Annotated in this window: 24 protein-coding genes; 12 read left to right on the top strand and 12 right to left on the bottom strand. The window is 67.1% G+C overall.

Annotation, left to right across the window (positions count from 1 at the left end):
- The first annotated feature begins 1 nt into the window (after position 1).
- The 3 genes from groL to QN315_RS05550 all read left to right on the top strand — a co-directional run bounded on the left by groL (position 2) and on the right by QN315_RS05550 (position 5256).
- Positions 2-1630 carry a chaperonin GroEL gene (gene groL / locus QN315_RS05560; RefSeq protein WP_323991986.1) on the top strand — a complete coding sequence of 543 codons (1629 nt, stop codon included), beginning with the start codon at positions 2-4 and terminating at the stop codon, positions 1628-1630.
- A 77-nt stretch (positions 1631-1707) separates the two neighbouring features.
- Complete coding sequence (cysE, locus tag QN315_RS05555; RefSeq protein WP_323991983.1) at positions 1708-2562, top strand: serine O-acetyltransferase; 855 nt, start codon at positions 1708-1710, stop codon at positions 2560-2562.
- Positions 2563-2778: 216 nt separating this feature from the next.
- Positions 2779-5256 carry a TonB-dependent receptor gene (locus tag QN315_RS05550; protein WP_323991981.1) on the top strand — a complete coding sequence of 826 codons (2478 nt, stop codon included), beginning with the start codon at positions 2779-2781 and terminating at the stop codon, positions 5254-5256.
- 19 nt (positions 5257-5275) lie between these two features.
- On the opposite strand, the gene QN315_RS05545 is transcribed toward QN315_RS05550, so the two are convergent.
- Both QN315_RS05545 and QN315_RS05540 read right to left on the bottom strand, forming a co-directional pair.
- Positions 5276-5665: a ferredoxin family protein gene (locus QN315_RS05545; protein WP_176638720.1), complete on the bottom strand. Its 390-nt coding sequence runs from the start codon at positions 5663-5665 to the stop codon at positions 5276-5278.
- On the bottom strand, positions 5662-7254 hold the full coding sequence (locus tag QN315_RS05540) for an FAD-binding protein (protein WP_323991978.1): 1593 nt from the start codon (positions 7252-7254) through the stop codon (positions 5662-5664). The genes QN315_RS05545 and QN315_RS05540 overlap by 4 nt, the downstream gene beginning before the upstream one ends.
- A gap of 210 nt (positions 7255-7464) precedes the next feature.
- Between QN315_RS05540 and QN315_RS05535 the strand changes: the two genes are divergently transcribed.
- Positions 7465-8553 carry an LLM class flavin-dependent oxidoreductase gene (locus QN315_RS05535; protein WP_323991976.1) on the top strand — a complete coding sequence of 363 codons (1089 nt, stop codon included), beginning with the start codon at positions 7465-7467 and terminating at the stop codon, positions 8551-8553.
- Positions 8554-8598: 45 nt separating this feature from the next.
- Here QN315_RS05535 and QN315_RS05530 read toward each other — a convergent pair whose 3' ends face one another.
- The 6 genes from QN315_RS05530 to QN315_RS05505 all read right to left on the bottom strand — a co-directional run bounded on the left by QN315_RS05530 (position 8599) and on the right by QN315_RS05505 (position 13701).
- Complete coding sequence (locus tag QN315_RS05530) at positions 8599-9360, bottom strand: ABC transporter ATP-binding protein (protein ID WP_323991974.1); 762 nt, start codon at positions 9358-9360, stop codon at positions 8599-8601.
- Positions 9354-10385, bottom strand: coding sequence for an ABC transporter permease subunit (locus QN315_RS05525; protein WP_323991972.1), 1032 nt, complete (start codon positions 10383-10385; stop codon positions 9354-9356). The genes QN315_RS05530 and QN315_RS05525 overlap by 7 nt, the downstream gene beginning before the upstream one ends.
- Entirely contained in the window at positions 10382-11455 is a 1074-nt protein-coding gene (locus QN315_RS05520; protein ID WP_323991970.1) for an ABC transporter substrate-binding protein, read from the bottom strand. Before QN315_RS05520 ends, QN315_RS05525 begins: the two co-directional genes overlap by 4 nt.
- Positions 11456-11483: 28 nt before the next feature.
- Entirely contained in the window at positions 11484-12023 is a 540-nt protein-coding gene (locus tag QN315_RS05515; RefSeq protein WP_323991968.1) for a flavin reductase, read from the bottom strand.
- A complete protein-coding gene (locus QN315_RS05510; protein ID WP_323991966.1) occupies positions 12013-12711 on the bottom strand; it encodes a peroxiredoxin-like family protein in 699 nt (232 codons plus the stop codon). The genes QN315_RS05515 and QN315_RS05510 overlap by 11 nt, the downstream gene beginning before the upstream one ends.
- A 96-nt stretch (positions 12712-12807) precedes the next feature.
- Complete coding sequence (locus QN315_RS05505) at positions 12808-13701, bottom strand: LysR substrate-binding domain-containing protein (RefSeq protein ID WP_176640209.1); 894 nt, start codon at positions 13699-13701, stop codon at positions 12808-12810.
- A gap of 153 nt (positions 13702-13854) precedes the next feature.
- Between QN315_RS05505 and QN315_RS05500 the strand changes: the two genes are divergently transcribed.
- Genes QN315_RS05500 through QN315_RS05480 form a run of 5 tightly spaced genes read left to right on the top strand, consistent with a single transcriptional unit; the run spans position 13855 to position 19023 of the window.
- Entirely contained in the window at positions 13855-14946 is a 1092-nt protein-coding gene (locus tag QN315_RS05500; protein ID WP_323991963.1) for an LLM class flavin-dependent oxidoreductase, read from the top strand.
- A gap of 10 nt (positions 14947-14956) precedes the next feature.
- Positions 14957-15970: an NAD(P)-dependent oxidoreductase gene (locus tag QN315_RS05495; protein ID WP_323991961.1), complete on the top strand. Its 1014-nt coding sequence runs from the start codon at positions 14957-14959 to the stop codon at positions 15968-15970.
- Positions 15971-15994: 24 nt separating this feature from the next.
- Complete coding sequence (locus QN315_RS05490) at positions 15995-16825, top strand: class II aldolase/adducin family protein (protein ID WP_323991959.1); 831 nt, start codon at positions 15995-15997, stop codon at positions 16823-16825.
- 5 nt (positions 16826-16830) lie between these two features.
- Positions 16831-17430, top strand: a complete 600-nt coding sequence (locus QN315_RS05485) for a cysteine dioxygenase (RefSeq protein ID WP_323991957.1) — start codon at positions 16831-16833, stop codon at positions 17428-17430.
- 3 nt (positions 17431-17433) lie between these two features.
- A complete protein-coding gene (locus tag QN315_RS05480; RefSeq protein WP_323991955.1) occupies positions 17434-19023 on the top strand; it encodes a rhodanese-like domain-containing protein in 1590 nt (529 codons plus the stop codon).
- Between the two features lie 36 nt (positions 19024-19059).
- Here the strand turns inward: QN315_RS05480 and QN315_RS05475 are convergent, their stop codons facing one another.
- Both QN315_RS05475 and QN315_RS05470 read right to left on the bottom strand, forming a co-directional pair.
- On the bottom strand, positions 19060-20220 hold the full coding sequence (locus QN315_RS05475; protein ID WP_323991954.1) for an acyl-CoA dehydrogenase family protein: 1161 nt from the start codon (positions 20218-20220) through the stop codon (positions 19060-19062).
- A 50-nt stretch (positions 20221-20270) separates the two neighbouring features.
- Positions 20271-21185: an ABC transporter substrate-binding protein gene (locus QN315_RS05470; RefSeq protein WP_323991952.1), complete on the bottom strand. Its 915-nt coding sequence runs from the start codon at positions 21183-21185 to the stop codon at positions 20271-20273.
- Between the two features lie 242 nt (positions 21186-21427).
- Here QN315_RS05470 and QN315_RS05465 point away from each other — a divergent pair, with 242 nt between their 5' ends.
- Together QN315_RS05465 and QN315_RS05460 are read left to right on the top strand one after the other, a co-directional pair.
- Positions 21428-22288 (top strand): ABC transporter permease, encoded by an 861-nt coding sequence (locus tag QN315_RS05465; RefSeq protein ID WP_408904588.1) that lies wholly within the window; start codon positions 21428-21430, stop codon positions 22286-22288.
- A gap of 5 nt (positions 22289-22293) precedes the next feature.
- Positions 22294-23058: an ABC transporter ATP-binding protein gene (locus QN315_RS05460; RefSeq protein ID WP_323993272.1), complete on the top strand. Its 765-nt coding sequence runs from the start codon at positions 22294-22296 to the stop codon at positions 23056-23058.
- Positions 23059-23260: 202 nt separating this feature from the next.
- Here QN315_RS05460 and QN315_RS05455 read toward each other — a convergent pair whose 3' ends face one another.
- Together QN315_RS05455 and QN315_RS05450 are read right to left on the bottom strand one after the other, a co-directional pair.
- Complete coding sequence (locus QN315_RS05455) at positions 23261-23893, bottom strand: NADPH-dependent F420 reductase (RefSeq protein ID WP_408904587.1); 633 nt, start codon at positions 23891-23893, stop codon at positions 23261-23263.
- A gap of 73 nt (positions 23894-23966) precedes the next feature.
- Positions 23967-24854 carry a LysR family transcriptional regulator gene (locus QN315_RS05450; protein WP_323991947.1) on the bottom strand — a complete coding sequence of 296 codons (888 nt, stop codon included), beginning with the start codon at positions 24852-24854 and terminating at the stop codon, positions 23967-23969.
- A 189-nt stretch (positions 24855-25043) separates the two neighbouring features.
- Here QN315_RS05450 and QN315_RS05445 point away from each other — a divergent pair, with 189 nt between their 5' ends.
- Complete coding sequence (locus QN315_RS05445) at positions 25044-25793, top strand: SDR family NAD(P)-dependent oxidoreductase (RefSeq protein ID WP_176639935.1); 750 nt, start codon at positions 25044-25046, stop codon at positions 25791-25793.
- Positions 25794-25861: the final 68 nt, after the last annotated feature.

The following is a 25861-nucleotide window of genomic DNA, read 5'->3' as shown; positions in this document are numbered from 1 at the left end:
CATGGCCAGCAAGGACGTCAAATTCGCGGGGGATGCCCGGGCGCGGCTGCTGGCGGGGATCGATATCCTCGCCGACGCGGTGAAGGTGACGCTGGGCCCCAAGGGCCGCAACGTGGTGATCGACAAGAGCTTCGGCGCGCCGCGCATCACCAAGGATGGGGTTTCGGTCGCGAAAGAGATCGAGCTGTCCGACAGGTTCGAGAATCTGGGCGCGCAGCTGCTGCGCGAGGTCGCCAGCAAGACCAACGACCTGGCCGGCGACGGCACGACGACCGCGACGGTGCTGGCCCAGGCGATCGTGCGCGAGGGGCTGAAATCGGTGGCGGCGGGCTTCAACCCGCAGGATATCAAGCGGGGCATCGACCATGCCACGGCTTCGGTGATCGAGGATCTGCGTGCCCGCACCCGCCCCATCGCGACCAAGGCGGAAACCGCCCAGGTCGCGACCATTTCGGCAAACGGCGATACCGAAATCGGCCGGATCATTTCGGACGCCGTGCAGAAGGTCGGCAAGGACGGCGTGATCACCGTCGAGGAGGCGAAGGGGTTCGAGACCGAACTGGACGTGGTCGAAGGGCTGCAGTTCGATCGCGGCTATATCTCGCCCTATTTCGTGACCAACAGCGAGAAGCTGATCGCGGACCTGGAGCATCCCTATATCCTGATCCACGAGAAGAAGCTGTCCTCGCTGCAGCCGTTGCTGCCGCTGCTGGAAAGCGTGGTCAAATCCGGGCGCCCGCTGCTGATCCTCGCCGAGGATGTGGAAGGCGAGGCCCTGGCGACGCTGGTGGTCAACAAGCTGCGCGGCGGGCTGAAGATCGCGGCCGTCAAGGCGCCCGGCTTCGGTGACCGGCGCAAGGCCATTCTCGAGGATATCGCGATCCTGACCGGTGGCGAGGTCATCAGCGAGGATCTGGGCATCAAGCTGGAGAACGTGACGCTGGCCCAGTTGGGCCAGGCGCGGCGGGTGGTGATCGACAAGGACAATACCACGTTGGTCGACGGCGAGGGCGACGGCGATGCCATCAAGGGGCGTGTGGCACAGATTCGCGCGCAGATCGAGGAAACCACCTCGGACTACGATCGCGAGAAACTGCAGGAGCGTCTGGCCAAGCTCGCGGGTGGCGTCGCCATCATCCGGGTCGGCGGCTCGACCGAGATCGAGGTGAAGGAGCGCAAGGACCGTGTCGATGACGCGCTGAACGCGACGCGGGCCGCGGTGGAGGAAGGGATCGTGCCCGGCGGCGGCACGGCGCTGGCACGGGCCACATCGGTGATCGCCAAGTTGCATTTCCATAACGAGGACCAGCGCATCGGCGGCGAGATCGTGCGCAAGGCGTTGCAGGCGCCGCTGCGGCAGATCGCGGAGAATGCCGGCGAGGACGGCGCGGTGGTTGCTGGCAAGGTTCTGGAGGCCGCCGATTACAATTACGGGTTTGATGCCCAGATCGGCGAATACAAGGACCTGGTGGCGGCCGGTATCATCGATCCGACCAAGGTGGTGCGCACCGCATTGCAGGACGCATCGTCGGTGGGCAGTCTGCTGATCACCACCGAGGCGCTGGTGACCGAGAAGGCCGAGCCCAGGCCGCCGGCGGCCGGACCGGCCGGCGCAGAACTGGGATACTGAGCGAAGCAGATGGCCGCGCCCGGGCCGCGTCCGGGCGCGATCCATGTATCCATGTCATGATAGAGTGAAAAGACAGGATGACCGCGCACGTCACCAGCCTGCACACCTATCTTGCGCACGGCGGATCCGCCGCCGTATCGCCTCCGTCCGCCACGGTGGCGGGCATATGGGACCTTATGCAAGGCGAGGCGCGGACTTATCGCGATCCCGTGTTGCGGGAATTAACGCGGCCGGCCGTGCTCGACCAGCCGGATTTTGCCACCGCCCTGGCGTTCCTGCTGTCGCGCAAGCTCAGCAGCGATCTGGTGCGCAAGGCCACGATCTTCGCGCTGATACGGGATTTCCAGCGCCTCCGGCCGCAGGCGGTCGACATGGCGGTGGCCGATCTGGCGGCGATCTGTGCGCGTGATCCGGCGGCGACCGACCATCTGGTGCCGTTCCTGTTCTTCAAGGGCTTCCATGCGATCCAGTCCTATCGGGTCGCGCATTGGCTGTGGCATGAAAATCGCAAGCCGCTGGCGCATTATATCCAAAGCCGGACATCGGAACTGTTCGCGGTGGACATTCACCCTGCCGCGCATCTGGGACAACGGATCATGTTCGACCACGGCACCGGCATCGTGGTCGGCGAAACGGCGGTGATCGAGGACGATGTCGCCCTGCTGCAGAACGTCACCCTGGGCGGCACGGGCAAGGAAGGTGGCGACCGCCATCCCAAGGTGCGGCGCGGCGCGCTGATCGGCACCGGCGCGAAGGTGCTGGGCAATATCGAGATCGGCGAGGGGGCGAAAATCGGGGCGGGCTCGATCGTGTTGAAACCCGTCGCGCCCTTCACCACCGTCGTCGGCAACCCGGCGCGCGTCGTCGGCACGCGCCACGAGGACCTACCTTCCTTGACCATGGATCAGGCATTGCCCGATTACGTGATCTGATATTGCCGGAAATATAAGCGTTTCGGCCGATTCCAGGCATAGACAATGACGGAAAACTCCAGGCGATGAAAAATTAAGCTTAATTCCTAATCTGTCAAAAGTATTAATTTTAATATGTTCATTGTGTTAATTTGCCAAATTCAATATACGCATTGAAAATTAATGTTCATATCGTTGAGGGCGGGATGCTCTGCTTCGAAATGGACGGATTGAAGAATGTCTTTAAAAAAAGGTCTTTTGTTTTCAGCGAGTCTGGCTTTTTCTCATATGTCGGTGGCCGGCGCCGCGCCGGAGGCGGCGTCGTTGGGAACGCATAAGCGGAAACATATCGTCAAGGTAAAGCCGACCCCGACGCCTGCCGCGCGACAAGGGGTGGCTACGGGCGCGCACGCAGTGCCGGCCGGTAGTGTCGCCGCGCCGGATGCGGCCGAGATCGTCATCGCCACCGGCACGCATGTCCGCAACCGGACGGCGCGTGCAAGCACCTCGCCCATCGACGTCATTTCCGCGGCGGCGCTACGCCGTTCGGGACAGATCAATTTGGCCGACGCGCTGGCGCGGACCAACCCGTCGATCAGCATCAATGCGGTCGGATGGGATGCGGGGGCGCTGACATCGTTCATTCGCCTGCGTGGACTGAACCCCAATGACACGCTCGTCCTCGTCGACGGCAAGCGGCGCCATATGACGGGCAATATCTATGCCGACTCCGGCCCGCAGAAAGGGTCGACGCCGGTCGATCTGAACATGATACCGGTCGATGCGATCGACCATATCGAGGTTCTGCGTGACGGCGCGGCGGCGCAGTACGGTTCGGACGCCATTGCGGGGGTCGTCAACGTCGTACTGAAAAAGACTCCCCACGGGTTGACTATGACCGCGCAGACCGGCGCCAATGCCTATAACGGTGATGGCTGGCAGTATCAGGTCGGCATGGATGGCGGATTTTCCCTGGGCGGCGACGGTTATCTGCATTTGAGCGGGCAAGCCTATCACACCGACCATTTCGTCCATGGCGGCACCGACGCCCGCACCGGATTGCAGGACGACCAGGCGCAGAGCACGCCGGAAGAAACCCGCGAGACGCTGGGCATCGATTTCGGCAAGACTCTGGCCGAAGGCGTGCAGGGCTATGGTTTTATCACCTATGGCCACCGTCATGCCGAAGCCAACGAACATTATCGCCTGCCGTCGGTCTTGCCGCAGCTCTATCCCTACGGTTTCCTGCCGCTGGAGACGATCGAGGAGAACGACTATGCGGCGACCCTGGGCCTGAAGGGCGACCGTTTCCTGGGGTTCCACTGGGATCTGAGCACGACCTATGGTGCGGACGAGGACGATATCGGCGTCAAGAACACTGCCAATGTCGGTTTCTACGACGCCTATGGCTGGACGCCGACCACGGTCCATGCGGAGAGCTATCGCAACGCGCAATGGACGAATGATCTGGATTTCACCCGGCTGTTCCAGGTGCTGGGCAGAAAGCTGAACCTGGCCTTCGGGGCCGAGCATCGGCTGGAGACCTATGACGTGGGTGCGGGCATTCCGCCGTCCTATCTGCTGGGCGGGACGGCGGCTTATGCCGGCCTGATGCCGGAGAATGCGGGCCGCTGGAGCCGTGACATCTGGGCCGGCTATATCGATACCGACATGCATGTCACGCGCAAGCTGGATGTCGATCTGGCCGGGCGTTTCGAGCATTATACCGATTTCGGCAATACCGAGAATGGCAAGATCTCGGCGCGGTACGATTTCACCCGGCGCATCGCGGTCCGGGCCACCATCAGCAACGGGTTCCGCGCCCCGACGCTGGCCGAGGAACATTACAGTTCGCTGAACGTGTCGCCGACCGGGGCGACGGGCGACCTCGCCGTCAATTCGGCGGCGGCGCGTCTGTTGGGCGCGGTGCCGCTGAAACCGGAACGGTCGACGAATGCGAGCGGCGGCATCGTGCTGGAACCGGTGGACGGTTTCCATGTCGCGGTCGACGTGTACCAGATCAATATCCGCGACCGGATCGTCGCCGGCGGCAATTACGAAGGGGCCATCGCCGAACAGGCCATCGCCCTGACGGGCGCCACGCTGCCGACGGGACTGCAATCCAACGACGTATCGGCGACCTATTTTTCCAACGGTGCCAGTACGCGCACCCAGGGGCTGGACATCACCGCCGATTACCTGTTCCGTCTGCGGCAGTATGGCAATCTGGATCTCAGCCTGGGTCTGAACCTCAACCGGACGCGCCTGCATCACCTGGCCAAGGACGCGAACGGTAACCCGCTGCTGAGCGCCCAGGGAATCGGCTACCTGACCAATGCGTCCCCGCGCAGCAAGATCATCCTGGATGCCTATTGGACGATCGGCAATTGGGATATCAATCTGCGCCAGACCCGCTATGGCCAGACGGTCGATGATGTCAGTTATGAGGACCAGGCGCCGGCCGCGCTCCGCTATTCCAACACGCAATTCTATCAGTTCGTGAACACGCCGCGCTGGCTGACCGATCTGGAAGTCGGGTACCGGCTCTCGCGCCGCTGGCACGTCGCTGTCGGCGCGAACAACATCTTCAATGTCCGTCCCCGCCGGATGCCGCTGATTACGTCCTATCTGGGCAATTCCTATTACGACGCCAACTCGTCCGGCGTTCCGATCACGGGGGGCTATTACTACGGCCGGATCAATTTCAGCCTCTGACGCCGGCCGGCGGCGCGTTTCAGTCCCGGCCGTCACCCTCTTCCCCGCGCATGCGGGCATGGCGTGTGGCGGCGATCTCCGCCCCCGCCATCAGCAATGGTCCAAGACGCCAGAACTCCGACAACGGGTCGGGGTCGTCGCCGGTCCAGCCATGATCGCGCCGCACGCGGCCGAGCTGCCCGGAGGCCAGAATGGCCGCCGGGTCGGGCGCTTCAGCTTCGTCTCGGCCGGGCGCCACGTAAATGGCATCGGCGGGACAATAAAGTTCGCACATGAAGCAGGTCTGGCATTGATCAGGCCGGGCGATGGTGGGCACGCCTCCCGCGCCGGGGTCCAGGACATGGGTCGGGCAGGCAGCCACGCAATCGTTGCACGCGATACAGCGCTCGGGAAAAATATAGGTGATCATGCCGCATTGGCCTTGGTGCCCGCGGTTTCGAAACGGGTCCTGATCCTGTCGAGGCCGTCGACGAGCAATCGGCCATCATGCGCGGGCATGGCGGCCGGCGCGTCGGTGCGCACATGCATGCCCCGGCTCTCGGTGCGGGCCAGGGCGGCGGCATTGCACCAGCGGGCCGTCGCGGTCATCGCCGCGGCCTCTCGCGCCGCGACCAGGCCGAGACCGTCGCCCCGCCGGTGGTCCTGGATCTCGGCCCAGGCGGCATTTAGTTCGGCCTGGGCTGTCGCCAGCGATTCCGCATTCCGCCACAAAGCCTGGTCGAGGTCGAGGATGTGGTGCCGGGCCAGGCCGATCGCAGCCTGGTCGTCTACCGGGCGGCTGGTGGCGCGCGGACGCAGGCCTGCCTGTCCCAGGGCGGTCAGTGGGCCGTGGCGTCCTCCCCCCTTGCCCAGGATCAGTGCCAGCGAGGCCGCTCCGCTTCCCGCCAGGACGCCGGATGCCAGGGCCCAGGCGGCATTCTGCGCGCCCCCGCCGCTGGTGGCACCCGCAACCAGTTCGCGCGTTGCGGCATCGCCGGCCGCATACAGGCCGGGCACGCTGGTCTGGCACGCGCCGTCGGTGATCCTGAGGCCGCCGGTTCCCCGGATCGTTCCTTCGCCGTACAACGCCACGGGAAAGCGATCGCGGAACATGTCCAGCCCCCGCCGTTCGAACGGCGTCGGGGTCGCGGGTTGGATCTTGCGGATGACGGTCCGGAGGAGTTCGGGCGCCTCGTGCAAATCGGCGAAGACCGGCCCCTGGGCGAAGGCGCGGGCGAGCGCGCACAGATAATCCCTTTGCGCCAGCGGCGAGGGAACGTCGAGCAGCCGCCCCTCTGCGTCAAAGAAGCGCGCACCCGTATAGGGCAGCGTACGGGTGGACGCCCAGGCCGGCGAGATCGAATAGGCGACGCAGAACTCCATGCCGGACAGTTCGGCCCCGGCTTCGACACCCATCAGATATCCGTCGCCCGTGTTGTTGTGGCTGCCGATCAGTCCCGATCGGAACGCGCAGCCGCCGGTGGCGAGAATGACCGCGCCCGCCCGGGCCGTCCAGGATTGACGCTGCAGCCGCGCATAGCCGGCAGCGCCCCCGATCGAGCCGTCCGGGCGGGCCAGCAGTTCCAGGGCCGGGTGATGGTCCAGCACGCGCACCCCCAGCGCCAGGGCGTAGCGGCGCAGACCACGCATATAGTCCGGGCCGCGCACGCCGGAGTAATAGGTCCCGCCCTGGCCGTCGCCGCTGAAGGGGTAGTACGCCGCGAGATCCGGCAGCGTCCGCCAGGTGATGTCGATCACCCTGGCCATCCAGTCCGCGTCGGCCAGCCCGTACGCCGTCTCCAGGCGGCGGCGGATGGCGGTCTCGCGCCGGGCGGGATCCGGCGGCACCCACCAATGGTTCGGCCCGCCGGTCGCCGTCACCCCACTGGTACCGACAAAGCCCTTATCCACCAGGGTGACGGATGCGCCCTCGCGGGCGGCCGAAATCGCGGCCCAGGCGGCCGCCATGCCCCCGCCGATGACGAGTACGTCGCTCTCGAACGCCCACATGCGCGTCATGTCCATTGCTGTGCCGATGACGATAGAACGTGAAAATCGTCTGGAAAAATGACGAGTTTTCATATCATTCTTGATGCCGGCTGATACAGCCCGGGTATGTGGCGACGCATAAGGAATGATGGAGCGAGACTTGACCTTTTCTCGAATGACATCGGCCGCGGCCGTCGCGGAGAGTGGCGATCGCTTCATGATGCGTCGGAGAGAAACGTCATGCCTGTGAATTTTGTCGGCTATATCGGCTTCAACAACAGTTCGGAACTGCATGCGGGGGTGCGCAGGCGCTCGCTCGACAGGGAATACGTGCAGGCGGCCCTGCGCGTGCAGGAGGATGGCGGTTTCGATCGCGTCCTGATCCCCTTCGGTTCCAATTCGCCCGAAAGCCAGATCGTCGCGGCCTATGGCGCCGCGCTGACGACGCGGCTCGGCTTCCTGGTCGCTCACCGGCCCGGCTTTACCCAGCCCACCCTGGCGGCGCGGCAGCTCGCGACGCTGGACCAGCTCTCCCAGGGGCGGGTGGCGGTGCATATCATCACCGGCGGCGCGGACGAGGAAATGGCGCGGGACGGCGATGTGGGCACGACCAAGGCCGAACGCTACGCGCGCAGCGACGAATATCTGGGCATCCTGCGGCAGGAATGGTCGGCTACGGCACCGTTCGACCATGACGGCCGCTTCTATCATGTCCGTCAGGCGTTCAGTTCCGTCCAGCCGCGGAACCTGCCCGTCTTTTTCGGAGGCACCTCGGCCGAGGCGATCGACGTGGCCGGGCGGCATGCCGATGTCTACGCGACCTGGGGCGAAACGCTGGACGCCACGCGGGAAATCGTGGCGCGCGTCCGCGCATCCGCTGCGCGCCATGGACGCACGATCGGATTTTCCCTGTCCCTGCGGCCGGTGATCGCGGAGACTGAGGACGCGGCATGGAAACGCGCGGCGGAGATCGTCGAACAGGTGCGTGCGAACCGCGAAGCAGCCGGATTGCCGACCAGCGGGCACCGGCCGCCCAATGACGGATCGCGCCGCCTGCTGGAAACGGCGTCCGGCCTGCGGCGGGACAAGCGCCTGTGGACCGGCGTGGCGCAGGTGACGGGTGCCGCCGGCAATTCGACCGGCCTGGTCGGCACGCCCGAACAGGTCGCCGATGCGCTGCTCGATTATTACGTGCTGGGAATCGAGAATTTTCTGATCCGGGGGTTCGAGCCTCTGGCGGACGCGGAGCGCTACGGGCGCGACCTGATTCCGCTGGTGCGTGAGCGTGTCGCTGCGCTCGACACGCGGAGCAGAGTCGCTGCAGGGTAAAAAGTCAGGCAGCGCGCCGCCATGCGGCGGCGCGCCTTCCGTCTTTTACCAGTCCGCGCTGTGTCCGAGCTGGACCAGGATATCCCTGCGCAGTGCCAGCAGGCGTGGGTCGTCGCGGTGGCGGTGAGGGGGCAGGTCGATCGTCAGGTCGCCGACGATGCGGGCGGGGCGAGGGCTGAAGACCACGATGCGCGTCGCCAGCAGTAGGGCTTCCTCGACATCGTGGGTGACCATGATGGCGGTGAAGCCGCGATCGCGCCACAGGCGCAGCAATTCGGCCTGCATCGTCAGGCGCGTCAGGCTGTCCAGCTTGCCCAGCGGTTCGTCGAGGATCAGCAGGCGCGGGTCGTTGACCAGCGCGCGGGCCAGGGCGGCGCGCTGGGCCATGCCGCCAGAAAGCTGATGCGGCCAGGCGCGTTCGAAGCCCTTCAGCCCGACCAGTTCGATCGCGGCCTCGACCGCTTCCGGGTCTTTGCGGCCGGCGATGTCGCGGCCCAGCGCCACGTTGCCGCGCACGGTGCGCCATGGATAGAGCGTCGGGTCCTGGAACATCACGATGCGGTCGGGGCCCGGACCGGTGATGGAGATGCCGTCGGCCAGGATCGTGCCTGATCGCGGCGTTTCCAGCCCCGCGATCAGGCGCAGCAGGGTGGATTTGCCGCAGCCCGAGGGGCCGAGCAGGGCGACGAACTCGCCCGGTGCGATGGTCAGGCTGATCTCGTCGAGAACCGGGGTGAAGGCGCCGCCGATCGTATAGCCATGGTCGATATGCGCGAGTTGCAGCCCGAGGGGACGGATGCTCACCATTTCAGCCCGTCCTTCTGCCAGGACAGGACGCGGTCGCGTAACTTGAACAGCAGCGTGACCAGTCCCGTACACATCAGCGACATCACCAGCAGCGCCGCATACATGTTGGGATAGGCCGCCCAGCCCTGGGCCCATTGCATGTAGAAGCCCAGGCCGGATTTCACACCCAGCATTTCGGCCACCACCAGGGTGGCGAAGGAGACGCCCAGCCCCATGAACAGGCCCACGAAGATTTGCGGCATCGCGGCGGGCAGGGCGACGCGCAGTACCAGGAAGCGGTTGCGTGCGCCCATGGTGCGGGCGACGTCGTAATAGGCCGGATCGACGGCGGCGACGCCGGACCAGGTGAGGATGGCGGTAGGAAAGCCGGCCGCCAGGGCCAGCAGGGCCTCGCTGGCCAGCCGGCTGGAGGGGATCAGCACGAAGGCCAGCGGCAGCAGCGCCACGGGGGGCAGTGGGCCGATCAGGCGGATCACCGGCTGCACCCAGTAGCGGACGCGCGGCGAACGGCCCAGCCCGACGCCGGTGGCGATGCCCAGCGCCGATCCCGCGCCATATCCCACCGCCAGCAGGCCCAGCGAGTGCAGCAGGCTGTCGCCCAGCCGCTTCCAGTCCGTCAGGAAGACGTCCAGCAGGTCCTGCGGCGTGCCGAAGAACGGGCGCGGCAGCCAGAGCAGCTTGGCCTGCACGATTTCCCACGCCGCGAAGCCCAGGCCGAGCGCGATGGCCCAGGGCGCGCGCGCCGACAGCCGGCGCAGGGCGGCGGCGGCCGTCAGCGCCAGCCCGATCGCGAGGAAGAGCGCGGCCAGTTGGTTCGTGTCCGGAAAATCGTCGGCGTCCGGCCAGCGCCAGGTGGCCAGGGCGGCCACGAACCATGCCGGACCGGCCGCCCAAGGCAGCACCCATGGCAGCACCCGCGGCAACAGGGCACGGGACAAGACGTGGCGACGCGCGGTTGCTTGGTCGCCTGGGGACGCATGGTCGGCGGCGCCCAGGCCAAGGGATGTCGAGTGGGGGCGGCTCATGCGGCGAGGAGATCCTGCGTGACCCGCTGGGCGTAGCGGGACGTGTCGAGCGAGGGGCGGAAGACGCCGATCTGTTTCAGCGCGTCGGCATAGCGCACGATGTCGTCGCGGAAGGCCGATCCCAATGTCTGGTGGTGATGACCCTGGATCCGGATCATCTGGGCGATATCCTCGGCGCTTGCCTTGGCGGCATAGGGCTTGAAGATCTGGCCTGCCTCGTCGGGATTGCAGGCCAGCCAGGCGCCGGCGTCCAGGATCGCGCGTGTCACCGCCGCTGCGACCGCGGGCTCATCGCGGATCAGGCTGCCGCGCAGGCCGATGACGCAGCAGGCGATGTGCGCCCATTCCCCCCGCATGTTGCTGTCGATCTCGGCCAGCCCGAACTGCCGTTTCTGCAGGTAGGAAAACGGGTCGCCGTCCGTGATGGCCTGCACGTCGCCGCGTTGCAGCGCCACCGGCAGCAGGTCGGCCGGATATTGCCGCCATTGCACGTCGCTTTCCGGATCGATGCCAGCTTCCTTCAGCCGGATGGAGAAGAAATTCCGGTCCGGCCCGCCGATGTCCGTGACGCCCACGGTTTTTCCGCGCAGGTCCGCCAGTTGCTTGATTCCGCCATTGGGCGGCGCCAGCAGATACATGCAGCCCGCGTGCAGGCCCGCGACCAGCTTGACGTCGAATCCCTGCTGCAACGGCTTGAGCCAGCGCAGCGCCATGCCTGGCGCGCCGTCGGCCTTGCCGGTCGACAGGGCTTCCAGCAACTGGTCGGTGGCGCCGGCGAAATTCACGTAATCGACGTCGATATTGTAGCGTGCGAAGAATCCCTTCGCCTTGGCGACGGGCACGGCGGCGGTGCAGACGGCGCTTTCGTTCCAGGCGATGGTCAATCTGCGGGTCGGACCGGGCACGGGCGGCACCAGCCCCTTGCCGGTGGCGGCGCACTGGCTGTCGTCATGACCCATCGACCCCATCGTGGCGGACCGCGCGCGGTCCGGTAGAAAGGGTAATGGAGCGAGAGACGCAAGCGAGGTCCCCAGCAACGCGCGGCGGGTCAGGTTCTGTGTTTCCGGCATGGTTCGACCTTGAGAAGATAATCCGCGCTCAATCGGCGGGCAGAAGATGAAAGCGGCGGGAAAACCAGGCCAGGCCGTGGCGTGGCCGCGCATGCAGTCCGATCGAATGGACCTGGCAGAACAGAACGTCATGGCTGCCCGCGGCATGACGCGCCTCGATCGTGCAATCCAGCGTGACCGGCGCGTCCTCCAGCAAGGGGGCGCCGCTTCCGTCCGCGCGCCATGCGCCGTGGCCGAATTTCTCGTCGGAAGACAGCCGGCTGCTTGCGAACGTGGCCGCCAGCGTATCATGCCCCTGGCCCAGAATGCTGATGCCCACGACACCGTTGCGCAGGAACGCGTCGTGCGAGCGGTTGGCCCGGTTCAGGCAGACCAGCACGGTCGGTGGTTCGTCGCTGACGCTGGTGATCGCCGAAACGGTCAGGCCATGCCGGCCGGCCACACCGTTCGTCGTCACCAGGACGACCGGCGCGCCGAGCCGGCTCATGGCGTCGCGGAACCTGTCGCGGCTGACGTCCGGCCCGGCGCTTTCCGTTGCGGCCAGGTGCAGGGCGACGTCACGCGGCACGGGACTGCCCATCCTGCGACAGGCCAAGCGCGGCCAGGATCACCGGCGCCTCGGTACGGTCCATCCAGTCCGGCGCGATATCCACGAAGCGCGCGACACGCCCTGGATCGAGGACGATGACCGTCGGCTTGGGCAGTTCCCACGCGTCCGTGCCGTTGAGTTGCCGGCTGCTGCCGCCCTTCGCCTCGGCCGCCGCGCGCGAGGCCTCGTCGAAGACATAGGTGATGCCCAGCGCGCGGGACAGCGCCAGCCCGCCATCGGTCGCCACCGCGAAGGGCAGGGCATGCCGCGTGACGATCTCGCCCAACAGGGCTTCGGGCTGGGGCGCGACCGCGACCAGCGGAATACCGGCTTCCGCAAGGGCGGGCCACAGGGTCTCCTTGTAATAGGGCAGGGCGATGTTGCAGGCTGGACAGGTGGCGAAACGGAAGAAGATCAACACCGCCGGCCCCCGCGCCACCAGGTCGTCCAGCGCCAGGGGGCTGCCGTCGGTCCGGTGCAGCACCGCCGGGGGCAGCGTGTCGCCGGCGGCGACATGGCGGGTCTGCGGGTGCGCGCGCACCAGCGCTTCGCGCTGGTCCAGGTTGACGGCAAGGGCTTCGGCCGTCCAGCTTCGCCGCCGTTCGTCTTCCAGCCTGCGGAAACGTTCACGCAGCGTCGGGGGAGTATCGGAAACGGGAAGACCCATGGGATAAGTCCTGAACAGGAAAAGGGACGTCGGACTATGGATCAGGGCGCCTGCTCCCTTCCAAGGAGTTTCCTTCAAGGAAGGATTGGATATTTCTTATGAATCGCCGGCGGCCTGGGCCAGCAGCGCGCCCAGGTCGTGGGCCGCATCGCTCAAGGCCTCCCGCTGCACCAGGATGGTTTCGATGTCCGGCACCGCTGGAAGGATGCCCGGGGGAATGGTCGGAAGCCCCTCCGCCGCCGCGAAGCGATGCGTGCGGCAACTGGCCCCCAATCCGCCCCTGACACCGGCGCGCAACGCCGGCAGGTTCGGGGTTTCCAGGACGATGCGATAGTCGCGTCGCGTGCCGGTCAGCGCGCGCAGCGCGGCGTCGCGGAAGCGGCAGGGCGGTTCCAGCAGGACCAGCGGCAGTTCTTCCCGCTCGGTGGTCGCGGGGTCGCCAAGCCAGACCATCCGGTCATGGCCGACCACCTTCCAGTGCGCGCCGGGACGATCGCCGTGCTGGCCCAGGCACAGCACCAGGTCGAGGCGCGAACGGTCGAACATCTCCAGCAATTCGGCGGATCCGCCGACGCGCACGATCAGGCGCGCGCGCGGATGTTCCATCCGGAAGCGACCCAGCACGTCCGGCAGAATGGTGTCGGCAAAATCCTGCACCATACCGATCGTGATCGGCTCGGGGTCCTCGACCTGGCCCAGATTATGCACGATCCGGTCATTCAGCGCGAGCAGTTGCCGCGCATAGCCCACCAGATCCTCTCCCGCCGCCGTCAGGGCCAGACGTCTTCCGTCGCGGCGGAACAGCTTCTGCTGCAGCAGGTCTTCCAACCGTTTCATCTGCAGGCTCAGCGCCGACTGCGTCAGATAGATGACGTCCGTCGCCTGCGCCATGGATCCCGATTCGGCGATCGCGACGAACGAGCGCAGCAGTTCGGTGGGGATATTCCGTGCCGCTCTTTGCGGCGGTATCGCCGCGGTGGCTTGGGACATGGCAGGAACCTCCGCGTCGATGATGGACCGCAAACGCTCATATTAACGTTCTAAATGCGTTTGATGATCATTTCTGACTTGATAAACATCACATTGCAAGCGTCAAATGTATCAAACAACATATATGTATCGTTTAATTTTCCGGAGGTACGGATGTCTGTGGAATTCATCGGCTTCGTCAATGGCCAGAACCAGTCGGAAATCATCCCGCCTTCCGGCCCGGTCATCGACCCGGCGCACGTCGAGGCTGCGGCGAAGATCCACGAGAATGGCGGGTTCGACCGGACGCTGATCGCCTTTCATTCGAATTCGCCGGACAGCCTGCTGCTGGCACAGCACGTGGCCGGCGTGACGCGCGACCTGGGGGTGCTGATCGCGCACCGGCCCGGCTTCACGGCGCCGACCCTGGCGGCGCGGCAACTGGCGACGCTGGATCATCTGACGCGGGGGCGCGTGGCGGTCCATATCATAACCGGGGGCAGCGACGTCGAATTGCAGGCGGACGGGGACCATACCACCAAGGCGGAACGCTACGCCCGGACCGGCGAATATCTCGACATCGTCCGCCAGGAATGGACCGCGACGGCGCCCTTCGACCACCAGGGACGTTTCTATGACGTGCGGGGCGCGCGATCCCAGGTCCGTCCCTATCGGCAGGGCGGTATTCCCGTCTATTTCGGCGGCTCGTCGGACGAGGCGATCGCGGTCGCGGGCCGCCATGCCGACGTCTATGCCCTGTGGGGGGAGACCTATGCCCAGGTGCACGAAACCGTCAGCCGGGTGCGCACGGCGGCGGCGGCGTACGGGCGGACGCCGCGTTTCTCGCTGTCCCTGCGGCCGATCCTGGCGGACACCGAGGAAGAAGCCTGGCGCAAGGCCGACCATATCCTGGAAACGGCCCGCGCCCTGCAGGAGCGCACCGGATATACGCGCCCGGCGGTGATTCCGAACGAGGGCTCGCGCCGTCTTCTGGCGGCGGCCGAACAGGGGGTGCGGCTGGACAAGCGCCTCTGGACTGGCCTTGCCGCCCTGACCGGCGCGCGCGGCAATTCGACCGCCCTGGTCGGCACGCCGGATCAGGTCGCCGAGGCGCTGCTGGATTATTACCGGATCGGCATCTCGACCTTCCTGATCCGCGGTTTCGATCCGCTGCTGGATGCCTATGTGTATGGGCGCGACCTGATCCCGCGTGTGCGCAGCCTGGTCGCGGCCGAGGATCGGGCCGCGTCGGACCGTGCGGCCTAGGGGCGGCTTCATGCCCGGCACGTTTCCGCCGCGCGTCGTCAACCAGTTGGGGCCGGAAGTCCGCGCCGCGCTGGACGGGTTCGGATCGCGTCTGCGCATCGTCGATGCCAGCCGTGAGTCCGATGCGCCCTGGGATTACGCCGCCGCCGGGTTCGACCGCGCGGACATCCTGCTGACCGGCCCCTCGGCGGGCTGGAAACGGGCGCCCGCCGAACCGCCGGCCGGCTGGGCGGCGGACGCCCCGGGCGCGCCGCGCTGGGTGCAGATCGTCTCGGCCGGCGTGGACGGTTTTCCGCCCTGGCTGCTGCGCGATCGGATCGTGACCTGCGGGCGTGGGGATTCCGCGGTCCCGATCGCGGAATATGTCCTGGCGGCGTTGCTGCTGCGGACGAAGCGCCTGGATGCGCTGCGCCCGGGCTCGCCCGATGCGTGGCGGCGGGACGCGGCCATCATCACGGGTGCGGCGCCGCTCGGCTCGCTCGACGGGCAGGTGCTCGGACTGGCCGGATTCGGCGCGATCGGCCAGGCGGTGGCGGCACGGGCTCATGGTTTCGGGCTGCGCGTTCTGGCCTGGCGGCGCGGTAAGTGGCCGGCCGGCGGACATGGCCCGGTCGAGCCGGTGGACAGTCTGGCGGAACTGGCCCGGCGGTCGGACCATCTGGTGCTGGCGTTGCCGCTGACGGAGGAAACAGCGGGATGCGTGAACGCGGACGTGCTGCTTCATGCCCGGCCGGGGCTGCACCTGGTCAATGTCGCGCGCGGAGGGCTGGTCGATCACGCCGCCCTGCTGGCGGCGCTGGACAGGGGGCAGGTCGGCTTCGCGACGCTGGACGTCACAAGCCCGGAACCGCTGCCGGCGGGCCATCCGTTCTACAGCCATCCTGCCGTGCGGCTGACGCCGCATCTTTCCTGGTCGGGGCCCGTCGTCCGGGAGAATTCCGCCCGTAGGATCGCGGAAAATATCGAACGCTTCTTTGCCGGCCAGCCGCTGCGCGACGTGGTCGATGCGGCCCGCGGATATTGAACTGAACGAAAAGGCGAGATCATCATGAATGCTCCGGTCCTGACCAGCCGCGCACGGGATGCGGCATCGACCATCCCCCCAGCGCAGGCGCATGCGCGTGCCCGCCGCCTGGAACCGCGCCCGCCCGCCGCGTCGTTCGCGGAAGAGCGCCTGCATCGCAAGCAGCGGCTGGCCGCGACCTTCCGCCTGTTCGGCCGCTACGGCTTCGACCAGGGGCTGGCGGGCCATGTCACGGCGCGCGATCCGGAATTTCCGGACCAGTACTGGATCAATCCGCTGGCCGTCCATTTTTCGCAGATCCGGGTGTCTGACCTGCAACTGGTGGACCATGATGGTACGATCCTGGTCGGCGACCGTCCGATCAACACCGCCGGCTTCACCATCCATTCGGCCTTGCACAGGGCGCGACCGGACGTGATTGCGGCGGCCCACACCCATTCGACCTATGGCAAGGCGTTTTCCGCGCTGGGGACCGAGCTTCTGCCGATCACCCAGGATTCCTGCGCGTTCTTCGAAGACCATGCCGTGTTCGATCCATTCAGCGGCGTGGTGTTGGATGACGGAGAGGGCGAACGGCTGGCCGCGACGCTGGGGGATCGCAAGGCGCTGATCCTGCAGAATCACGGGCTGCTGACGGTCGGACCGACGGTCGAAGCCGCCGCCTGGTGGTTCATCACCATGGACAACGCGGCGCATGCCCAATTGCTGGCCCAGGCGGCGGGACCCGTCAGGCCGATCGCGCCCGAGGTCGCCCGCCTGACCGCCGGCCAGGTCGGTACGCATCAGGGCGGTTATTACTCGTTCCAGCCCCTGTGGGACTGGATCGTCGCCCAGGAACCCGATCTGCTGGATTGACCGACATGACATCCATTGCCCGACTCAGGGATTTCGTCACCCGCTTCACGGCGCTGCATGAACGCGGGCTGGACCGCGAGGCCCTCCAGCACGAAGGTGCGGCGCTGCTGCGCGACCTGGTGGCGCAGGATGACTGGCTGCCCGAGGAATTCGCCCGGCCGCATCCCGAGCGGTACAGCCAGTATCTGCTGCATTGCGATCCGCTGGAGCGGTTTTCGGTCGTCAGCTTCGTCTGGGGGCCGGGGCAGAAGACGCCGCTGCATGATCATCGCGTCTGGGGGCTGATCGGCATGCTGCGCGGGCGCGAGCGCGAGACCCAGTTCGCCCGCGACGCGGACGGCCGCTTCCGCGCGGGTGAGACAAGCGACCTGGAACCCGGCGAAGTCGCATCTCTCGCCCCCGGCGTGAACGATTACCACCAGGTCGCCAATGCCCTGGCGGATCGCACGTCGGTTTCGATCCATGTCTATGGCGACAATATCGGCGGCGTGTCGCGTGCGACCTACGATCCCGAAACAGGGACGGAAAAAAGCTTCATCTCCGGTTATTCCAGCGCGGTGGTACCCAATCTGTGGGACCGCTCGAAGAACAAGGGAGCCGACTAGGCCATGACGCATTCCGCAGCGTCCACATTGTCGCCGGAGGAAATCCGCCGCCGTCTTCGCGAGGGCGAGGAAATCGCCCTGCTCGACCTGCGCGAGGAAGGGCCGTTCGCGGCCGGCCATCCGTTGTTCGCCGTCAACCTGCCGCTGGGACGGATCGAGGAACGGATCGCCGGCCTGATCCCGCGCCGGGATGCGCCGATCGTGCTGTATGACGATGGGGAGGGGCGCGTGGCGCGGGCGCTGCCCGTGCTGGCGACGCTGGGCTACAGCCAGGTGGCCGTCCTGGAAGGCGGGTTGGCGGGCTGGCGGCAGTCCGGCGGCGAGATCTTCATCGACGTCAACGTGCCGTCCAAGGCCTTCGGCGAACTGGTCGAGCATGTCCGCCACACGCCGTCGATCCCGGCGCGGGCGTTGCATGACCGGATCGCGCGGGGCGATGATCTGGTGATTCTCGATGCAAGGCGCTTCAGCGAATACAATGTCATGTCAATCCCGGGCGGCCGTTCGGTGCCCGGCGGGGAACTGGCGCTGCGCGTGCGCGACATCGCGCCCTCGGCCGATACCACGGTGGTAGTGAACTGCGCCGGTCGCACGCGCTCGATCATCGGCGCCCAGTCGCTGATCAATGCCGGCATTCCCAACCCGGTCGTGGCGCTGCGCAATGGTACGATCGGCTGGACCCTGGAAGGCCTGGCGCTCGATCGCGGCGCGACCCGCCGCGCGGGTGATGTGACGCGGGATAACGCGGCCCTGGCCAGGCAGAATGCCGCCGCGCTGGCGGAGCGGACGGGCGTGCGCGTGATCGGCGCCGATACACTGGCCGCGTTGCTGGCGGACCCGGCGCGCACGCTCTACCGGCTGGATGTGCGCACGCCCGAGGAATACGAACGTGGCCACCTGGCCGGCTTCCGCTCCGCTCCGGGCGGCCAGCTTGTCCAGGCGACCGACGAATGGATCGGCGTGCGGCACGGCACGATCGTGCTGACGGATGATGACGGGGTGCGCGCCCGCATGACCGGTCATTGGCTGAGGCAACTCGGCTGGCGCGAGGTCTATGTGCTGGACGGCTGGTCGGACCTGCCGCGCGAGTCCGGGCCGGAGCCGGTCCTGCTGGCGGCGTCTCCGCCCGAGGTGGAAATGATCGCGCCGTCGGACCTGGCCGCGCTTCGGGATGAGGCATGGGTGATCGACCTGGCCACCAGCCCTGAATTCCGCAGGGGCCATATCCCCGGCGCGCGCTTTGCGATCCGGACCGGCCTGGCCGATCATCCGGCCATGGAGACGGTGCGGGAGATCGTGCTGACCTCACCCGATGGACTCGCCGCACGCCTGGCCGCGCCGGAACTGGCGCGGCAGGGCAGGCATGTCCGCGTGTTGGGCGGGGGCACCCGCGCCTGGCAGCAGGCCGGGCTGGGGCTGGAAACCGGGCTCGACCCCGCGACCGCCCTGTTCGGCGCCGACGATGTCTACAAGCGGCCTTATGAGGGCACCGACAACGCCGCCGCCGCGATGCAGGCCTATCTGGATTGGGAATTCGGGCTGGTCGCGCAGTTGGAGCGCGACGGAACCCATGGTTTCACGGTGCTGGAGTGATCCGGCGGGCGTGATCGGGCAATGCGGTCCGTCCTGTTACGTCAGGGCGGATCGGCCGGCGGCGATCAGGGCGCTGTCGCCCTGCGGGGTATGAATCCGTCCGCACAGCACGTCGCGATAATGGCGTTCCAGCGGATTGTCCTGGCTTAGCCCCGGATTGCCGATCGCGGCCACCGCCTTGCCGACGGCGGCGATCGCGTTTTCGGTCACGACATGCTTGACCAGCCCGGCATCGGTGTCGGCATGCTCACCGCTCTCCTCGCGGGCCAGCGCGTGCTCGATCAGCGCGCGGTTGGTCAGCAGCAGGGCGTCGATCTCGCCGAGCAGGACCTGAAAGCGCGGCAGGCTGGCCAGCGGCGCGCCCAGGTTGGTGGGCACCCGGTCGTGCAGGAAGCCCACCAGCCAGTCGCGGGCGGCATGTGCCACCCCGTCATAGAGCGCCGCGATGACGACGGCATGCCAACTGGCCAGTTGCACGGCTTCGTCCGGCGCGGCGGCGGGCGGGGCGAGATTGACCAGATAGCGTTCGGGGATCGCCACATCCTCGAAGCGGATGGTATGGCTGCCGGTCGCGCGCATGCCCATCTGGCGCCAGCTTTTCTCGATTCGCACGCCGGGCAGGTCCAGCGGCACCAGCACCTGTCCGACACGCGGCGTATCGCCGTCCGTACGCGCCCATACGGCGCCCCAGCGCAACGCCGTCGAACCGGTCGAGAAGATCTTGCACCCATTGATCCGCCAGGTCGCGCCGTCCTGCCGGACGGTGGTGGCGGGCAGGCCGCCGCGCGCCGGCGTGCCCAGTTCGGGCTCGACGCGCAGCGCGTTGATCAGCGCCCCCTCCTGCGTGATGCTGCGGAACAGTTCCATCTTGACATCGTCGGGCCAGCGATCCGAACGGACGATCGCGCCGGACTGAAGATATTGCATCGACACGATCAGCGCGGTGGACGGGTCGCCGCGTGCGATGCGGCTGACGACCTCCAGCATCGTGCGCAGCCCGATCGCCAGGCCGCCATGGGTGCGGGGCAAGGCCAGCGCCAGGAAACCCGCGTCGCGCAGCTCTGCCAGATTGTTTAGCGCAATCTCGCCCGAGCGGTCATATTCCGCCGCCCGCGCCGCGAAGCGCGGCACCAGCCGGTCCAGCGCCGCCCAGTCCGGCGTGTCATGCCGCGTCGGTGCGACCGGTAGCGTGTCCATCCGTTCGTTCTCCTTCCTCGTATCCGTCTTCCTGGTATCCGTCGTCGGGATCAAGGCGCGGCAAGGCTTTCGTCGAAGGCCGTGGCCAGGGCGTCCGTGCCCGATACCAGCCCGGCCTTGCGATAACTGTCCAGCGTCGCCTGCTCCTGCGCAACCACATGATGATCCAGCGGCACGGGTGCCGCGATCTGTTTTTCGGCGACGGCCAGGGCCACGTCGTCCGGCAGTCCTGTCTGCCGCGCCAGGATCGCGGCATAGTCCGCCAGATGGGCGTGCCCCCAGGCATAGGCCCGGGTGACGCGCCGGTAGAAATCGGCCAATTGCGCACGCTTGTGCGCCAGCGCCGCCTGGTTGGCGACGAAGAAACTGTTGCCGGGCAGGAGACCGCCCCCGTCCACCACCACATGCCCGTGGCCGCGCAGCACCTCCAGGGACACATAAGGCTCCCAGGTCGACCAGGCGTCCAGGTTGCCGGCGTCCAGCGCGGCCTTGGCCTGGGCCGGGGTCAGGAACACGATGCGGGGCGCGGGCGGCGGAATCGCGCCGCTCTGGATCAGGCGCAGCAGCAGCAGATGCCCGATCGAGCCGCGTCCGGTGGCGATCCGCTTGCCCGAAAGCCCTGCGGCGTCGTGGATTGCCGAGCCGGCCGCGACCACGACCGCCGTCGCCCGTCCGCCGCCGCGCGGCGGCAGCAGGAAGGCGGCTTTCACGGGCAGGCCGGAGCCCCAGGCGAACAGGAACGGGCCGTCGCCGGCGATGCCGGTATCGACCGCGCCCGCGCCGAGCGCCTGCAACAGGGGTGCCGCGGCCTCGAATTCGGTCCAGCGGATGCGATAGGGCAGGTCCCGGTCGACACCGGCCGCGTCCAGCAGCGCCTTCTGCTGTCCTTTCTGATCCGCGACGACGAGTTCGTCCCCGGCCCGGGCCGTCGCCAGGGGGCAGGACAGGCCGAAGAGAACGGCCAAGGCGAGACGCCTCGCGGTCTGCAGCGGGAAAGGCAAGGACGTCACTCTTGTACCATGTTTCTGGCTCATATCATGTCTCGGGCCATGCCCCTGGCCATGTCTCCGGCCGATCTTGCCGCCGGCCGCTGTGCGATACAATTAAATCACGATAAAGTTTTGTATGAATTAAATTCACCTGACGTTGATATGTAATTTATATAAATCTGTGTGGAACGTCGCCCTTTGCCGCGGAGCATTCGCCTATGTCGGAGACAATCACTCGAATTGGCACTCGGATCGGCATCCGGATCGGAACCCAGGGTCGGACAGTCGCGCGGCGCCTGCCGGGCATCCCGGTCCGCCTCTCCTTCAGGCGCTTCGCCTCGCCTGTTCTGCTGGTGGCGCTATGGCAGTTGGCGTGCGCGTCCGGCCTGCTCTCCACCCGGCTGGTCGCGTCGCCCGCTCAGATCGCGGCGACCGGCTGGTCGCTGATGCGGGACGGCACGCTGGCGGCCAACCTGTCGGTGTCGCTGATCCGCGCCGCCGGCGGGTTGGGGCTGGCGCTGGTGGCCGGCGTCGGCCTGGCCCTGATCTCGGGCCTGTCGCGCCTGGGCGAGGACGTCGTCGATGCGCCGCTGCAGATCCTGCGCACGCTGCCGGCCCTGGCCCTGGTGCCATTGTTCATCCTCTGGTTCGGCATCGGCGAGACGCCGAAGATCCTTCTGGTGGCGCTGGGCGCGACCTTTCCGATCTATCTCAACCTGCACAAGGGGATCCGCGCCATCGATCCCAAATTGCTGGAAATGGCCCGTACGCTTGGCCTGTCGCGGGGCCGGACGATCCGCGATGTCATCCTGCCCGGCGCCCTGCCGGACCTGCTGGTCGGCCTGCGTTTCGCGGTCGGCATATCCTGGCTGATGCTGGTGGTGGCGGAGCAGGTCAATGCCGACAGCGGCATCGGCCACATGATGATGGACGCGCAGGATTTCCTGCGGACGGACATCATCCTGGTGGGGCTGGTCATCTACGGTCTGCTCGGCCTTGCCTCGGACCAGGTCGTCCGGCTACTGGAAACCACTCTGCTGGCCTGGCGGCCGGTCTATCGCGGCGGGCGTGCGTCGTGAATGCGATTTCCGACGCCCGGCGGACATCTGGTCGGGCCGGGTCCGGTCAGGCCGTCATCGTCAAAGGGCTTACCCGGCGCTTCGGCGACGGGCCGGCGGTGCTGGACCGTCTCGACCTGGCGATCGCGCCGGGCGAATTCGTGGCGTTGCTCGGCCATAGCGGTTCGGGCAAGTCGACCCTGCTGCGCACCCTGTCCGGGCTCGATCCTGTCACCGAAGGGACCGTGGCGCGGCCGCGCGAGGTCTCGGTGGTCTTTCAGGAAAGCCGGCTGCTGCCATGGAAGCGGACATGGCAGAATGTCGTGCTGGGACAGGATGGCGCCGACCGGCGGGGCCGCGCGGCGGAGGTCCTGCGGGAAGTCGGGCTGGGCCACAGGATCGATTCCTGGCCGCTGACCCTGTCCGGGGGGGAGGCGCAGCGCGCCGCCCTGGCGCGCGCCCTGGTGCGCGAACCGGATTTCCTGCTGCTGGACGAGCCCTTCGCCGCGCTGGACGCGCTGACGCGGCTGAAGATGCAGCGCCTGGTCTCGGACCTGTGGACGCGCCATCGCTGCGCGGTCCTGCTGGTGACCCATGACGTGGACGAGGCATTGCTGCTGGCCGACCGGGCGGTGGTGCTGGAACGCGGCCGGATCCGGACCGACGTTCCCGTCGAACTGGCCCGTCCGCGCCGCCACGCCGATCCGGAATTCGAACGCCTGCGCGCCATGCTGCTGGACGCGCTGGGCGTACATGACGGCCGATGCCAATTCTCCGTTTCGCTCGACTGACGGCAGGTGAAAAGACCGGACCTTACGCTTGGCCCACGCCAAATTGCGGTCGGGGCCGGTTGCCCGCCGGGTGTCGTTATTTTATCGAGCATCTTTGCCCGTTCAAACGACTCCGTTTGAACGGGATCTGCTCTGGCGGCCTGCTGATCCGGGAAATTCTCATAAGAAACGATCAACCGTTGGATTCATGTGAGTCCCGACGCTACGTGAACTTGACGAGGTCCTGAAAGATCAGCGGCGCCCATGTGTGTCCCCGCGCCTGCACCAGCAGGCCGCCTTCCTCAAGCCTGCCCAATCCGACCGGCGCGAAGCCCAGCCGCTCGGCCAGGGCGGCCACCCGCGCCGTCGCGTCATCGTCGTCGCCCGACAGGAAGACCACCCGCCGGCCGCCATGACCGGCCGGGTCACTGGCCAACACCCCGGCGGGCAGGTGATTGAACCCTTTCACCAGCCGGGCGCCGGGCAACGCCTGGGCGATCGCCACTGAGGACGGGCGGCCGCCCAGTTCCTCCGACGGGACGCCGAAGGCATTGGTCGCGTCGATCACGATCCGGCCCTGCCAGTTTCCGCCCGCCTTTGCGATTTCCGGATAGGCCGCGAACGGGATCGCCAGAATGATGGTCTCGGCCGCCAGCGCGTCGCGCAACGGCCTGGGGGCGATCGTCGGTCCGATCGCCCTGGCCTGCGGCGCCAGTGCCTCGGGTGGCCGCCGGCTCGCCACGGTGACGGCGACCCCCGTGCGGGCGAAGGCACGGGCCAGAGCCTGGCCGACCGCACCGAAGCCGATGATCGCATAGCTCATCCTGTTGCTCCCGATTCTGACAAACGTCCCCATCGTTCTGGGCGCGTCCGCGGCCGGGAGCGATTGGCCAATTCTCGACATGGGCTGTGCGCCGATGCACCGGAGGTCAGCCGCCGGGCGGCATTCCCGCGAGACGCGACGCATAAGCAGCCAGCCGGCGGGCAATGAACGTGGTAAACAGCCGCACGCGCTTCGTCTTGCGCGTCTCGCCCTGCGTCAGAAGCCACAGCGTGCCGTGCCGGTGCAGTTCCGTGCCCGGCGCCCTGACCAGCAGCGGTTCGGCATCGCCGACGAAGCAGGGCAGCACCGCCATCCCCAGCCCCTGCCGCGCCGCCACGATCTGCGCCCCGGCATCCGTGGTCCGGAACGGCACCCCAGCCGCGCGGATATCGCCTGCGCGCGCCAGGTCCGGCATGGCGGCCCCGTTCTTGACGATCCAGCGCACAGCCCCAACCGCGTCCCGCGCGGCCAGCCGGTCGCGGGACAGATAGACGCCGTCGAATAGTTCCGGCCCCTTCAATCCATGCAGATTGGGCGGCAGGGTCGTGCGGTCATGGACGACCCGCAGGGCGATGTCGGCTTCGCGGTTGGTCAGGTTGACCGGTGCGTCGGACGACAGGATCTCCATCTCGACCTCGGGATGCAGGCGCGCGAATTCGGCGAAGTCCGGCATCAGCAGGTGCGTGGCCAGCGTCGGCGCCATCGTGACGCGCAGCACCCCGCGCACGCCCTGGTCGCGACCGAAGATTCGCGTCTCCAGCCGGTGCGATGACGCTTCCATCTGGGCCGCGAATTCAAGGATGTCCTGGCCGGCCTCCGTCAGGCGATAGCCCGACGGCAGTTTTTCGAACATCTGCGCTCCCAGCCGTGCCTCCATCTGCGCGATGCGACGCAGCACGGTGGAATGGTTCACCCGTAGCCGCGCGGCGGCTGTGCGGACCGAACCGCCACGCGCGACGGCCAGGAAATAGCGGACGTCGTCCCATTCGATCATCTGGTGCGATCCCGCACCGTGCGGTGCGCCTTTTCCAAATCCGTTCCTGCGTTATCGGACCGCACGCATCGTGCCAAGGGCAAGACCGGATCGATTCCGCACCACCGTTCCGCGCGTCTGCGCACTGAGCAGCCGGCACAGGTCGGCCTATCTCGACATCGTCGAATGCACCCAAGCGAAGGACACATCATGTCGAGACTTAAAGGCAAGATCGCCGTCGTAACCGGCGGCAATAGCGGAATCGGGCTGGCAATCGCCCGCCGTTTCGCCGCCGAAGGCGCGCAGGTCTTCATCACAGCCCGGCGCCGCGACGCATTGGACGCGGCGGCGAGGGAGATCGGCGCCAACGTCACCGCCATCGCGGCGGACCTGACCCGGCTGGAGGACATCGACCGTATCGCGGGGGCCGTCCGCGCCGACGCGGGCAGGGTCGACGTCGTCGTGTCCAATGCCGGCATCACGGAGCAGGTGAAGCTGCCCGACATCACGCCGGACCATTATGCCCGCACCTTCGACCTGAATTGCCGTGCCCCCCTGTTCCTGGTGCAGAAGATGCTGCCGATGATGGGGCGTGGCGGGTCGATCATCCTGGTATCCTCGGCCATGCACGACATGGGGCTGGCGAACCATTCGACCTATGCGGCCACCAAGGCGGCGCTGCGGTCGTATGTGCGGACCTGGGCGGCGGAATTCGCCGATAATGGCATCCGCGCCAATACGTTGAGCCCAGGCGTCGTGGACACGCCGATCCTCGATTCCCAGGCCGGCACGACCGAAGAGGCCGCCGCGATCCGCGAGGGCTATGCACGATACACCCCGATGCTCCGGCTGGGACGGCCCGAGGAACTGGCCAACGCGGCCCTCTTCCTCGCCTCGGACGAAAGTTCGTTCATGACCGGTTCCGACATGGTCGTCGATGGCGGTGTGAGCAACGTCTGATACCGGTCCCGCGTACGAACCCATAGGCTATGAAGCCTGCTTCAGAGCGAAGCGAATGTTCTTGCCTC

Origin of the sequence: Nguyenibacter sp. L1 (assembly GCF_035199985.1) — a bacterium.
Classification (GTDB): Bacteria; Pseudomonadota; Alphaproteobacteria; order Acetobacterales; family Acetobacteraceae; genus Gluconacetobacter; species Gluconacetobacter vanlangensis.
Note: the sequence above shows the minus strand (reverse complement) of the source record. Positions and strands in the feature narration are given on the sequence as shown.

Excerpts from the sequence above, each read along its gene's own strand:
- groL (WP_323991986.1), top strand. The coding sequence starts at position 2 with ATGGCCAGCAAGGACGTCAAATTCGCGGGGGATGCCCGGGCGCGGCTG.
- cysE (WP_323991983.1), top strand. The coding sequence starts at position 1,708 with ATGACCGCGCACGTCACCAGCCTGCACACCTATCTTGCGCACGGCGGA.
- QN315_RS05550 (WP_323991981.1), top strand. The coding sequence starts at position 2,779 with ATGTCTTTAAAAAAAGGTCTTTTGTTTTCAGCGAGTCTGGCTTTTTCT.
- QN315_RS05545 (WP_176638720.1), bottom strand. The coding sequence starts at position 5,665 with ATGATCACCTATATTTTTCCCGAGCGCTGTATCGCGTGCAACGATTGC.
- QN315_RS05540 (WP_323991978.1), bottom strand. The coding sequence starts at position 7,254 with ATGACGCGCATGTGGGCGTTCGAGAGCGACGTACTCGTCATCGGCGGG.
- QN315_RS05535 (WP_323991976.1), top strand. The coding sequence starts at position 7,465 with ATGCCTGTGAATTTTGTCGGCTATATCGGCTTCAACAACAGTTCGGAA.
- QN315_RS05530 (WP_323991974.1), bottom strand. The coding sequence starts at position 9,360 with ATGGTGAGCATCCGTCCCCTCGGGCTGCAACTCGCGCATATCGACCAT.
- QN315_RS05525 (WP_323991972.1), bottom strand. The coding sequence starts at position 10,385 with ATGAGCCGCCCCCACTCGACATCCCTTGGCCTGGGCGCCGCCGACCAT.
- QN315_RS05520 (WP_323991970.1), bottom strand. The coding sequence starts at position 11,455 with ATGCCGGAAACACAGAACCTGACCCGCCGCGCGTTGCTGGGGACCTCG.
- QN315_RS05510 (WP_323991966.1), bottom strand. The coding sequence starts at position 12,711 with ATGGGTCTTCCCGTTTCCGATACTCCCCCGACGCTGCGTGAACGTTTC.
- QN315_RS05505 (WP_176640209.1), bottom strand. The coding sequence starts at position 13,701 with ATGTCCCAAGCCACCGCGGCGATACCGCCGCAAAGAGCGGCACGGAAT.
- QN315_RS05500 (WP_323991963.1), top strand. The coding sequence starts at position 13,855 with ATGTCTGTGGAATTCATCGGCTTCGTCAATGGCCAGAACCAGTCGGAA.
- QN315_RS05495 (WP_323991961.1), top strand. The coding sequence starts at position 14,957 with ATGCCCGGCACGTTTCCGCCGCGCGTCGTCAACCAGTTGGGGCCGGAA.
- QN315_RS05490 (WP_323991959.1), top strand. The coding sequence starts at position 15,995 with ATGAATGCTCCGGTCCTGACCAGCCGCGCACGGGATGCGGCATCGACC.
- QN315_RS05485 (WP_323991957.1), top strand. The coding sequence starts at position 16,831 with ATGACATCCATTGCCCGACTCAGGGATTTCGTCACCCGCTTCACGGCG.
- QN315_RS05480 (WP_323991955.1), top strand. The coding sequence starts at position 17,434 with ATGACGCATTCCGCAGCGTCCACATTGTCGCCGGAGGAAATCCGCCGC.
- QN315_RS05475 (WP_323991954.1), bottom strand. The coding sequence starts at position 20,220 with ATGGACACGCTACCGGTCGCACCGACGCGGCATGACACGCCGGACTGG.
- QN315_RS05465 (WP_408904588.1), top strand. The coding sequence starts at position 21,428 with ATGTCGGAGACAATCACTCGAATTGGCACTCGGATCGGCATCCGGATC.
- QN315_RS05455 (WP_408904587.1), bottom strand. The coding sequence starts at position 23,893 with ATGGGGACGTTTGTCAGAATCGGGAGCAACAGGATGAGCTATGCGATC.
- QN315_RS05450 (WP_323991947.1), bottom strand. The coding sequence starts at position 24,854 with ATGATCGAATGGGACGACGTCCGCTATTTCCTGGCCGTCGCGCGTGGC.
- QN315_RS05445 (WP_176639935.1), top strand. The coding sequence starts at position 25,044 with ATGTCGAGACTTAAAGGCAAGATCGCCGTCGTAACCGGCGGCAATAGC.